We start from the raw sequence: 11,797 nt of genomic DNA on the forward strand, positions 1-11,797 counted from the left end.
CCCTAAAAAAGATAGGGGCTGGTTTTTGTTTGTATAAGAAAACGCTAATTAAGCTGGGTTTTCTATTTTATTACTAGTGCTTTGTTGTGCTTGGCTATTCGTTTCACTCTCTTCGGCTTCTGCTGTTTTACAGAACCAGCCCGTTTGCGCATAGAGAATGCCAATGGCAGGTGATAACCAGCAGGCAAAAGCTAAAGGAATATAGAGCAGGGCAGAATAATCGCCTCCTGCCACACTCAAACCTAGCGCTCCCATTACAAAAGCACCGCCAGCGTTCCAAGGGATCAAAGGTGAAACCAAGGTGCCACCTTCTTCAATGGCGCGAGATAAGTTAAGACGGCTGTAACCTAGCTTGTTGTATTCTGGTCCATACATACGGCCCGGCAATGCGATAGAAAGGTAAACATCACCTGATACCGCGTTAGTCGCAACCGAGGTCAAAATCGCATTAGTTTGCAGACCTTTGAAACTCTTAGTCGTACGCATAATGGCACCAACAACAGACTCAAGACAGCCAGTACGTTCGAGTGCACCACCAAAGGCGAGGGCAAACATCATCAAGGTGATTACCCAAGTCATGGAGGTCACACCGCCACGGTTCAATAGGCTATTTAATGAATCTGTGCCTGTATCTATCTTAAAGCCGCTATGAGCATAGGTCAGAATTTCATTGAAGTTGTAACCATAATTCGCCGCCGCGATAACGCCACCTAGAATAAAACCCGCAAAAAGCGCTGGAATTGGCGAGACTTTAAAGAAGGCCAAAGTCATTACAACAACCAAAGGTAAGAGTGGTAAGAAGCCAATATCAAAATTATCTGCCAAACCTTGTTTGAAGCTGTTGATCTGCTCTAGTTGAGATAGATCAGACACACTTGAGCCACCCACAAAAAGATAGATCACAAAGGCGATAATCATGGAAGGAATGGTGGTCGGCATCATGTTTTTAATGTGGTTGAACACATTCGTTTCAGTCACCGCAGCAGCCAAGTTAGTGGTATCTGAAAGTGGAGAGATCTTATCGCCAAAAAATGCACCAGAGACAACCGCACCGGCTGTCCAGTAAACCGGAATTTCAAAGGCGGAACCTATACCGATAAGTGCCAAACCGACGGTACCGACAGTGGTCCAACTTGTCCCGATAGACACAGAAACCACGGCACATAAGAGCATGCTAGCCGCTAAGAACCATTGCGGGTCAATTAACTCAAGACCATAGTAGATCAGGGTAGGAACTGTACCACTGGCGATCCAAGTACTGACTAACATACCCACGACGATTAAGGTCGCGATTGAAGGCATGGCAACGTGTAATACATGAAAAGCGCCTGACTCTATGTCTTTCCAACGGGAACCCTGCGACCAGCCAACAATGGCGGTAATGGCAAAACCAATAGCAAGGGCAATATGAGGAGTGAAGTCATCATAGTAGAAGAGTTGAATGCCGAGTAAACCTATTGTGAGCACAATAGGAATTAGGGCAACGCCTAAACTGGGGATTGTGACTGGGGTGGTAGTCTTTTGTTTCATAGGTAGCTTCCTATTTATTATTTTTAGAATACTTCAAGTCACTATTCTCAGCCTGTTCGAATAATGCGTGAGTGTTTTTATCTTACCCACTTAGATATTTGGACAAGGGGCCATGCCGCCAAAATCTTTCGTTATCACGACAAGCTTCAAACTATTTGCGACAATTTTGGTGAAAATTCATCCAGTAACTCAGTGGATTTAGATAGGTTTTAGTCGCTAAGGGTTTTCTTGAGAGGGGGATTTGACGCTAAAAGAGCAATAGGGCCTAAGCTTGATATTTGTCGTTTTGTTGCTTTTATGAGCACTAATTTAGGTCCTGTATATTGATTATTGCAAGCGCTTGCATTAATGTGTTTCTAGTCTTTCAATCAACCTATGTGTAGGAAGTATAAAAATAATGAAACTTCAATTATCCAATGCACCTTGTTCTTGGGGTATCGAATTTGCTGACAACCCAAGCAACCCTTCTTGGCAAACCGTGTTATCTGAAATCTCTCAGGCGGGTTATAAAGCCACAGAACTTGGCCCTTTAGGCTATTTACCAACGGATAAAGCTGAGCTGGCAACTAGCTTGCAGGATAATGGCCTTGAACTTATTGCAGGAACCATCTTTAAGCACCTGCATGACCCAGCCAAACGCGCTGAAATCCTTGAATACACTCACGCTACTTGTAAGTTGCTACAGGCCCAAGATGCTAAATATGTGGTAGTGATTGACCATGTTTCTTCCCCACGTACCGATCAAGCCGGTCAGATTGAAACGGCTTATCGTCTGCCTGATGATGCTTGGAATGAGATGATGACAACCATTCGTGAGCTGGCCCTTGTTTGTCGTGAATACAATATCATTCCTGTTTTGCATCCACATGCGGGTACTTTTATTGAATACCGTGACGAAGTAGATAGAGCCATGGAAGAGCTGGATAAAGATCTAGTGGGTTTATGTGTGGATACAGGTCATTGTGTTTATGCGGGTATTAATCCGTCTGAACTGATTGAAACCTATCAAGACAGAGTTGAATACTTGCACTTTAAGGACATTAATAAGTCTGTTCTTGAGGTCGTCACTGCCAATAATATCGACTTCTATACAGCCATTGGTGATGGAGTATTTTGCCCACTAGGCCAAGGTTGTGTGGACTTCTCTCAAGTGAAAAGCACCCTAGAAAAGATAGATTACCAAGGTTGGATTACCGTCGAGCAAGATGTTGATCCAAACAAGGATAATAGCTCACTTGAAAATGCTAAGCAGAGTTTAGACTTTATTAACGCAAACGTGATGGCGTAAGGTCTTGATGCAAAAGAGCCATTGAAAAGTGGCTCTTTTAGCTGTGTCTATTGCTTATTAATGATGAAGTATTGAGGTTGTTTTATGGCTGTAAATCCTGTGATTAATGCGTTAGGACGTAAATTAAGATTAGGTGTTATTGGTGGTGGCCCAGGCTCTTTTATCGGCATAGTGCATCGCGGTGCTGCCACGCTAGAAGAGTATTACGACGTGGTGGCCGGTGTCTTCTCATCTAACCCAGATAAATCCATGGCGAGTGCCAAAGAGCTAGGTATAGCACGTGGTTATGCAAACCCAGAACAAATGATACGAGCAGAGGCCGAAAGGGAAGATAAGGTTGATGTGATTGCTATCATGACACCCAACAATAGTCATTATGAAATTGCCTGCTTAGCCATAGAGCATGGCTTTCATATCATGTGTGAAAAGCCGTTAACCAATGAACTTGATCAGGCTATGGATCTGGTGGAGCGAGTGCAACAAAGCAAACTTGCTTGCTGTGTCGCTTACGGCTATTCAGGTTATCCCATGGTACGTGAGGCAAAAGCCTTGATTGAGTCTGGCGAACTGGGCGAAATTCGCATGGTGCAATGCGATTATGTGCAAGGTCATTTGGCTGAGCTGACACCTTCTGAATTAGACAATACCAACTGGCATATGGACCCAGAGATAGCGGGACCGTCTTTGATATTGGGAGACATTGCCACTCACTGTTATCACCTCGCCTCATTTGTTACTGGTATGGAACCGAGTGAATTAAGTGCCGATGTCACAAACCTAGTACCCGGGCGAGAAGCTGATGATTATGCCGGTATTCTGACCCGCTATTCAAATAATGCCAGAGGTCGTTTTTATATTACCCAAGCCGCTGCTGGGGCTGATCATGGTCTTTATATTCGTGTCTTTGGCAGCAAAGGTGGCATTGAATGGCATCAAGAGCAGCCCAACCAGCTCATGGTAAGAAGCCTAGATCAGGGGACTAAAATACTGCAAAAAGGTGGTGTTGGTTTGACGGATGCTGCGAATCGCGTTAGCCGTATTGCAATTGGTCATCCTGAAGGGTATCGCGAGGCTTTTGCGAATCTTTATACGGACTTGGCTGAGGTGGTTATTGCGAAAGCAACTGGGGTGGAAGCCCATCCTTTGGCTTATTCGTTTCCTACGATTGAAGAGGGCGCACAAGGGGTAAAATTTGTGCAGGCAGCGATTAAATCGCGGGACAATAACGGAGATTGGGTAGCGCTTTAAGGCTCAATTTAATGGCAAAAGGCATACGAGCTAGGAAGCGAGTGTGCCTCTTTCGACCAGTTTACAAGGGAGTAAGCGGGTCTCAGTACCTAACTCAGGGTTCTCTATACGGGAGATAATAATATCCACTGCGGCAAGGACCATTTGCTGGATTGGCTGTTGTACCGTACTCAGGTTGTAGGCTCCCCAAGATGCCATCAGAATATCGTTAAAGCCTAAAACACCAATTTCCTCTGGGCATTTTTTACCTAAGTCTCTAACCGTGTCTAAGGTGGCAATGGCAAGAATGTCATCCCCACAGAAAATCGCATCTATGTCTGTATTCTTGCTTAATAGCTCAAGGGATTTTTGACGACCTGCTTCATAAGAGTATGAGCTACAGTGCTCGATAGCGACGAGTTCATGGCCTTGCGCTTTCAAGGTATCTATCACGCTCTGCTTTCTGTCTATGGTTGTCGTGGCATCTTCTGGTCCACCTAAAAAGGCGATTCTTTGGTAGCCTTTTTCTAGCAATAATTCAGCGCCTAATTTACCACCCCCCGAGTTGTCTGCGGTAACCACATTGATAGGGCCATTAGTATTCGCGCGACCAAACATAATAGCCGCTGGCAATTTCGCCTTGGCGCAAACTTCTGCAAAAATGGTTGGCAAAACAGAGGAGATAAAGAGTACCCCATCTACTCGGTATTGTAATAAACGATCGAGTACTGCCTCAGGTTCACATTTCTCCGTCAGATTCTCTAACAAGGAGCGATAGCCTTTGGCTTGTAATTCACGGGTGATGAGGTCAAAAACTTCAATAAAGGCGGGATTTTCGAAATTACTCGACACTATGCCAATCAGCTTAGTGCGATTTGTCATGAGAGATTGAGCCAAAATATTTGGTTTATAGCCTAATGCTTTGGCTGCTTTTTCTATCTTCTCTTTGGTCTTAGCGGAAACACTTGCACCATCGGTAAATGCGCGGGATACAGCGGATAATGAAACACCAGCTTTTTCTGCAACCTCCTTTTGAGTTACATGTTTAAATCTATCTTCTGACATTAGCTAGTTCACCCCATTTAGACGCATTTCCATGCAAATACTCGTATAAAGTCCACAATTGTACAACATTTCCAAAATGAGTGTTATTGAAATCAAATTTTAAGTGGTTAAAGAATGATCGACTAATTTAGCTATTTCTTATGCTCTCAAGAAAACGGTAATTATTTTTGGCATCTTTTAGGCTCGCATCAGCAAGTGGGTCGCATTCTTGTTCGACGGTTGCCCAACCAGAGAAATTGGCTTTATCCATCACCTCAAATAAGGTTTTAAAATCACACTCTCCTTTACCCAAATTACAGAATAAACCTTCTTTAATGGCCTGATAAAAATTGACTCTGTCGCGAATTACTCTGGCTTTAACATCAGGATCTGTATCCTTGAAATGCAGATAGTGAGTACGTTCTTGGTGTTTTAGATAAAAGGCAATTGGGTCAAAGCCTGCGAATAGGCAATGGCCTGTGTCTATGCACAAAGACAGGTGCTTTTCATCAATGCTTTCTAGGGTGTTTTCTATCTCGTCTTGGTATTCGATAAAGCCTGCTGCATGGCCATGTAGGCAAATATCAAGACCGTATTCTAGGCTGCCAATTTTAGCTATGGTATCGATTCTATCCATCATGGACGACCAGTCTTTACCGGTTAGACGCCTTGATTCTTCTGGCCTGCCTGAAGTGAGAGCCCGTTCAGCAGAAATAGAGTCGATTAAAACCCCTGTCTTAGCGCCGTGGGAAACCAGTGCTTTAAAAGTACGGTGGGCGGCATCTAATACCTCTTCAAATGCGTTCGGATCATGAAAAGGTCGGTAAACAACACCGGCGGTTAATTGCAGCTCACGAGCCGCCAAGGCGTCACCTAAAATGCTTGGGTCTTCTGGGAAGAAACCAACAGGCCCTAATTCTATGCCTTTAAATCCTGCTGCTTTATTCTCATCCAATACCTTATGCCAGTGTGGGTTCTCGGGATTGTCTGCCTGCTCAACTCCCCAAGAACAAGGCGCGTTACCGATTTCTAACTTCATGCTTTTTCATCCCATTGTTGCCCATGTTTGATCTTACTCATAATAAGTTTTAAAAATGTTTTTGCAAGCGCTTGCAAAAATAAAATCATATTGATAGTCTGATTAAAGAGTGATCAGGCTGGTGTACTGACTTCATCAGCTTCCACTTGTTGAGACTCAATATAGGATGAAATAAAAATGATAAAAAAAACCTTATTAGCTGCCGCCGTCATTTGTTCCGCTTCAAATATCGCACTTGCTGACTCTCTGGTGATTGGTGCGCCTATGCCATCTTTCGCAGATAAATGGATGAGTTACTTGTTCGAAGGTGTGAATGAATTTGATGACAAACATGCTGATGTTGAAATCAAAATGACAGACGCCAATGAAGATCCAAGTAAGATGTTGAATGACGTGGATAACTTTATTGACGCGGGTGTTAACTCCTTACTCGTAGTACCAACCGATGTTGCCATTGTTAAGCCTATCTCTAAAAAAGCGAATCGTGCTGGCATTCCTCTTGTCATAGTTAACCGCTTACCAAGCGAAAAAACCATGCGTAAAGTCGACGCTTATGTAGGTTCTGAATCTATTCAAGCCGGCATTATCCAGGGTGAAAGTGTGGCAGGCATGCTAGATGGCAAGCAAGGTAATGTGGCTATCTTATTAGGTGCTTTAGGTCATGAAGCACAGATACAGCGTACCGCTGGTAACAAACAAGTTTTCGAAAAATATTCCAATATCAAGGTGGTTGCTGAACAAGAAGGCCGCTGGGATAGAGCCAAAGCCTTGCAGATTGTAGAAGATTTATTGCAAGCGCATCCTGAAATTAATGTCATCGTAGCCAACAATGATGAAATGGCTATTGGTGCACTCCTTGCTGCCCGTAAAGCCGGTAAAACCGATGCTGACATGATCATCTCTGGTGTTGATGCCACTCCTGATGCCCTTGAATACCTAGGTTCAGGCTTAGATTCAACGGTTTTCCAAAGCGCACGTGGCCAAGGCTACGGTGGTGCTGAGATTGCGTACAAGCTAGCTATGGGTCAGCAGGTTCAGAAAATGAACTGGATCGATTTTGAGTTAGTCGCAGAAGACAAAAAAATGGAATACCTAATGAAATACGCTGCTAAGCAGTAATAGGTAAGCGTGAGCTTCCCTAAGTAAGAGATGTACCAAAGAGTAGAGGGCGGTTGCAGAGGTCGCCCTCTATTTAAAATGACTGACACATATAAAAATAATATTGCTTATGACTAACTCCGACAGCATTTTAGAAATGATCAATGTGAGTAAGACTTTTCCTGGAGTCAAAGCGCTTGATCAAGTCAACCTGACAATCCGTAAAGGCAGCATCCATGCACTCATGGGTGAAAACGGAGCAGGCAAATCAACCTTAATGAAAATTTTGTACGGCCTATATACACCAGATGAAGGTGGCGAAATCTTATTTGATGGCCAGCCTTTTACTCCTAAGGTGCCGATTGATGCGATTCGAACTGGATTGGCCATGGTACCTCAAGAAATCAGCCCTTCAGGTAACTTATCTGTGGCGGCAAACTTCTTTCTTGGTCGCGAGCTAAGAAAAGGCTTTTTGATGGATCATCAAGCCATGAATAAGGAAACCGCTAAGGTCCTAGATGAATTAGGTATTCCCATGGAAGTGGAAACCTTGATGCAAGATGTGTCAGTAGCTAAGGCGCAACTATTAGCCATTGCAACGGCCGTTTCTTACGACGCCAAACTCATCATCATGGATGAGCCAACCACAGCCTTAACCGAATCAGAAGTACAACAGCTTTATAAGATAGTGCGCAAGGTGCAAGAAAGGGGCATCTCTATTATCTATATCTCCCACAAATTAGGGGAAGTATTCGAGCTGTCCGATGAAGTGTCTGTCATTCGGGATGGGGAATATATTGGCACTAAACAAACCTCAGACATCACCAAAGAAGAGCTAATCAATATGATGGTTGGCCGTGAAATGGATGAGATGTTTGAGCGAGAGCGAGTCGAAATCGGTGAAACCCTTTTAGAGGTAAATAACCTGTCTTTACCAGGCAAATTTGAAGACATCAGTTTTGATGTGAAAAAAGGCGAAGTCTTTGGTATTGCAGGCTTGGTTGGTGCAGGTCGAAGTGAAGTGGTGGAAGCCATCTTTGGTTATAAAGCTGCTCAATCGGGTGACATTTATCTACACGGCAAACGCGTCGAAATTTATAAGCCTATGGATGCCATTAAGCGACGCATTGGCTTTGTGACTGAGGATAGAAAACTTACAGGCCTGATGCTCAATATGAGCGTTACCGACAACATGATCATGCCTGAACTAAGTCCTTACGTTAAATCTGGTTTGATTTCAGATGAGCTTGCCTCCCATGTTGCTGAAGACATGAAGAAGCAATTACGCATCAAAACACCCACGGTCGATACCATTATCGATAACCTGTCGGGTGGTAACCAACAGAAGGTTTTGATTGCTCGCTGGCTACTACTTGAGCCTGAGGTGCTTATCTTAGATGAGCCGACTAAAGGGATAGATGTGGGTGCCAAGGCCGAAATTTATAAACTTATTGTTGAGCTGGCTAGATTAGGTAAAGCCATCATTATCGTCTCTTCTGAAATGCTAGAACTCTTGTCACTGAGTGATCGAATTATGGTCATGGCTGAAGGGCGTGAGATAGGAATAGTGGACAGAGAACAGGCCACACAAGAAGTTATTTTAGAAATGGCTGCAGGTGGTGACGTACCAAGCGAACAAACAATAGACACATCAGACTTGCGCATAGAAGGGGTTGCCTAATGGATTCTTTAGCAAATAAGAGTTTAACAAAAACGAATTACACAGAATTTCTCAACAAGTACGGCATGCTCATTATCTTGGTGCTTTTGTTTGTTGCTTTGTCTTTAAAAATAGATGGCTTTGCCTCTATTCGTAACGTGCTCAGTATTTTAGAACAGGTGTCCATGTTCGGCATTATTGCCATCGGGGTCACCTTTGCCATTGTTACCGGCGGTATTGATTTATCGGGTGGTTCTATTGTGGCGTTAGCGTCGGTTGTCGGAGCAAGCATAGTCACAGGGTCAGAAGGTTATGGCATGACCATATTTGCCTTCGGTGCTGCTTTATTTGTTGGCAGTGTCTGTGGACTGATCAATGGCTCGATTACCGCTTATGGGCGTATCCCTCCTTTTATTGCCACCTTAGGCATGATGACAATGGCCCGTGGTATGGCGCAATTATTCAGTGATGGTCGCCCTGTTGATGCGAGCTCTGATGCTTTTACCTCAATTGGTGATGGCACAGTATTTGGCATTCCAGGCTTGGTAATCATCTATGTGCTAGTGGCGGTTGTTTGTCACGTCATGATGAGCCGTATGACCTTTGGTCGTCATGTTTTCGCCATCGGAGGTAATGTTAAAACCGCCAGAATTTGTGGTGTAAACGTCGAAATTACCTTAGTCAAAGTCTATGTTTTAGCCGGTGCTCTAGCGGGTTTGGCGGGTGCTATGTTGGCTTCACGTGCTTATGCAGGTAACCCAACGTTCGGCAACATGTGGGAACTAGATGCCATCGCTGCAGCCGTTATCGGTGGTACATCCTTAGCAGGCGGTGTGGGTTCTGTTGGTATGTGTATTGTCGGCGCTTTGATTATCGGTGTGATGAACAAGGGCCTAAATATGTTGGGCGTAGATCCTTACTGGCAGCAGATTATCAAGGGCATGATCATCATCAGTGCCGTGTTATTGGATGCACAAAAACGTAAAAAAGCCTAATAACTGGGATTAGCACATCCCCTATAACTACTGAAAAGAGACATGATATGAAAACGGTTCGCCTTACACTCGCCGAAGCATTAGTGAAGTATTTAGTTGCACAGAAAATTGAAATCAATGGACAGGTTGAGCCTTTATTTGGCTGTTCTTTTGCCATCTTTGGACACGGTAATGTGACCTGTCTAGGCCAGCAGTTAAAGAATGCTGAAGACGAGTTGCCGACTTGGCGTGGTCAGAACGAGCAATCTATGGCGATGGCTGCTGTCGCTTATGCCAAAGCTAATAAGCGTCAAAAAATTGGTATTGCTTCAGCATCCATTGGTCCAGGTGCGACCAATATGATTACTGCAGCCGGTATTGCTCACACCAACAGACTGCCTTTGTTGATGTTTGCAGGGGATGCCTATGTTAGCCGTTTGCCTGATCCTGTGTTGCAGCAAACTGAGCATTTTCATAATCCATCGACCACAGCGAATGATGCTTTCAAAGCAGTGACTCGCTATTGGGACAGGATTATCCACCCAGCTCAAATCTTGCAAACCTTGCCACAAGCGATTGATACCTTGTTGGATCCAGCAGATTGCGGCCCTGTATTTATCGGTTTACCGCAAGATATTCAAGGTGTGGCTTATGACTACCCAGAGCAATTCTTCGCAGAAAAAGTGCATAGAATTCGTCGTCCTGAACCTGAACTGCGCGATCTAGAAGAGGCCGTTAAGTTAATTAGCCAAGCAGAGCGTCCTTTGATTATCAGTGGCGGTGGTGTGCATTACTCGCATGCGACCGATGAGCTAGCGCAATTTGCTAAAAAGCATAATGTGCCAGTCATAGAAACCATTGCTGGGCGTGCCACCCTGTTGCAAGACAACCCATTAAACGGTGGCCCAATTGGGGTGACAGGCTCTAATTCTGCCAACTATCTAGCAGCTCATGCGGATGTGGTTGTGGCGATAGGAACGCGTTTACAGGACTTCACCACAGGTTCTTGGTCTGTGTTTAGAAACCCTGACCTTAAAATTATCAGCATCAATGTGGGTCGACATGATGCGATTAAACACTTATCCATGCCGATTATCGCCGATGCCAAGGTCACCATGACTAAAATCAGCCACTTGTTAGCGGATTGGCAAGGGTCGACTGATTGGTCTAGCCAAGCTACAAAGCAAGCGGATGATTGGAAAGCCCTTTGTAATGACAGAATGGCGGTGGCTGGGGATGAAATGGCCTCTTATGCACAGGTTATTGGTGCTGTGAACCGTTTATCTGAAGCGGGCGATACCGTATTGACGGCGGCAGGTGGATTACCTGCTGAGCTAAATATGAACTGGCAGAGCAAGCAGATTGGTAAGTTTGATATCGAGTTTGGCTTCTCTTGCATGGGGTATGAAATTGCGGGCGGCTGGGGCGCGAAAATCGCGAACCCAGACAATGATGTTGTTGTCATGGTGGGCGATGGTTCCTACATGATACTTAACTCAGACATCTACAGCTCGGTTTTATCAGGCCACAAGATGATCATTGTTGTCTGTGATAACGCGGGTTTTGCTGTGATCAACAAGCTGCAAAACAACACAGGTAATGAATCCTTCAACAACCTATTAAAAGACTGTCGTCGTGAAAACCCAGAGACAGAATTTGCCCGAGTGGATTTTGCTAAACATGCAGAAGCCCAAGGTGCTATCAGTGAAAAAGTAGGTTCTATGCAAGACTTTGATGCGGCCTTTGCCCGTGCCAAAGCAGCCGATAGAACCTCTGTCATAGTGGTTGATATCGACTCCACCAAGTGGTCTAGCTGTGATTGCTGGTGGGAAGTGGGTTTACCAGAAGTAACTCGCGATGAAAGAACCGAAAAAGCCGTATCAGATTTTAGTGCAGGGCGTACACATCAACGTCCTGGCGTGTAAGAGGAAGTGACA

At 44.5% G+C, this 11,797-nt stretch carries 9 protein-coding genes; 6 read left to right on the top strand and 3 right to left on the bottom strand.

Annotated features, from left to right (window positions below; genetic code table 11):
• Positions 1-48: 48 nt before the first annotated feature.
• On the bottom strand, positions 49-1,530 hold the full coding sequence (nhaC, locus tag TW85_RS04175; RefSeq protein ID WP_046015782.1) for a Na+/H+ antiporter NhaC: 1,482 nt from the start codon (positions 1,528-1,530) through the stop codon (positions 49-51).
• A gap of 397 nt (positions 1,531-1,927) precedes the next feature.
• On the opposite strand from nhaC, the gene TW85_RS04180 reads away from it, so the two are divergent.
• Both TW85_RS04180 and TW85_RS04185 read left to right on the top strand, forming a co-directional pair.
• The gene (locus tag TW85_RS04180; RefSeq protein WP_046015783.1) at positions 1,928-2,818 is read left to right on the top strand and encodes a TIM barrel protein; all 891 of its coding nucleotides are present in this window, start codon (positions 1,928-1,930) and stop codon (positions 2,816-2,818) included.
• Positions 2,819-2,902: 84 nt separating this feature from the next.
• Entirely contained in the window at positions 2,903-4,066 is a 1,164-nt protein-coding gene (locus TW85_RS04185; RefSeq protein WP_046015784.1) for a Gfo/Idh/MocA family oxidoreductase, read from the top strand.
• 30 nt (positions 4,067-4,096) lie between these two features.
• Here the strand turns inward: TW85_RS04185 and TW85_RS04190 are convergent, their stop codons facing one another.
• Both TW85_RS04190 and TW85_RS04195 read right to left on the bottom strand, forming a co-directional pair.
• On the bottom strand, positions 4,097-5,110 hold the full coding sequence (locus TW85_RS04190; protein ID WP_046015785.1) for a LacI family DNA-binding transcriptional regulator: 1,014 nt from the start codon (positions 5,108-5,110) through the stop codon (positions 4,097-4,099).
• Positions 5,111-5,237: 127 nt separating this feature from the next.
• Complete coding sequence (locus TW85_RS04195) at positions 5,238-6,128, bottom strand: TIM barrel protein (RefSeq protein WP_046015786.1); 891 nt, start codon at positions 6,126-6,128, stop codon at positions 5,238-5,240.
• A gap of 177 nt (positions 6,129-6,305) precedes the next feature.
• On the opposite strand from TW85_RS04195, the gene TW85_RS04200 reads away from it, so the two are divergent.
• From TW85_RS04200 to iolD, 4 genes are all read left to right on the top strand, one after another.
• Complete coding sequence (locus tag TW85_RS04200) at positions 6,306-7,247, top strand: substrate-binding domain-containing protein (RefSeq protein WP_157196880.1); 942 nt, start codon at positions 6,306-6,308, stop codon at positions 7,245-7,247.
• Between the two features lie 109 nt (positions 7,248-7,356).
• A complete protein-coding gene (locus tag TW85_RS04205) occupies positions 7,357-8,907 on the top strand; it encodes a sugar ABC transporter ATP-binding protein (protein WP_046015787.1) in 1,551 nt (516 codons plus the stop codon).
• Positions 8,907-9,881, top strand: a complete 975-nt coding sequence (locus TW85_RS04210; protein WP_046015788.1) for an ABC transporter permease — start codon at positions 8,907-8,909, stop codon at positions 9,879-9,881. Before TW85_RS04205 ends, TW85_RS04210 begins: the two co-directional genes overlap by 1 nt.
• Before the next feature lie 47 nt (positions 9,882-9,928).
• Positions 9,929-11,785, top strand: coding sequence for a 3D-(3,5/4)-trihydroxycyclohexane-1,2-dione acylhydrolase (decyclizing) (iolD, locus tag TW85_RS04215; RefSeq protein ID WP_046015789.1), 1,857 nt, complete (start codon positions 9,929-9,931; stop codon positions 11,783-11,785).
• Positions 11,786-11,797: the final 12 nt, after the last annotated feature.

It is taken from the genome of Marinomonas sp. S3726, assembly GCF_000967665.1.
GTDB lineage: Bacteria > Pseudomonadota > Gammaproteobacteria > Pseudomonadales > Marinomonadaceae > Marinomonas.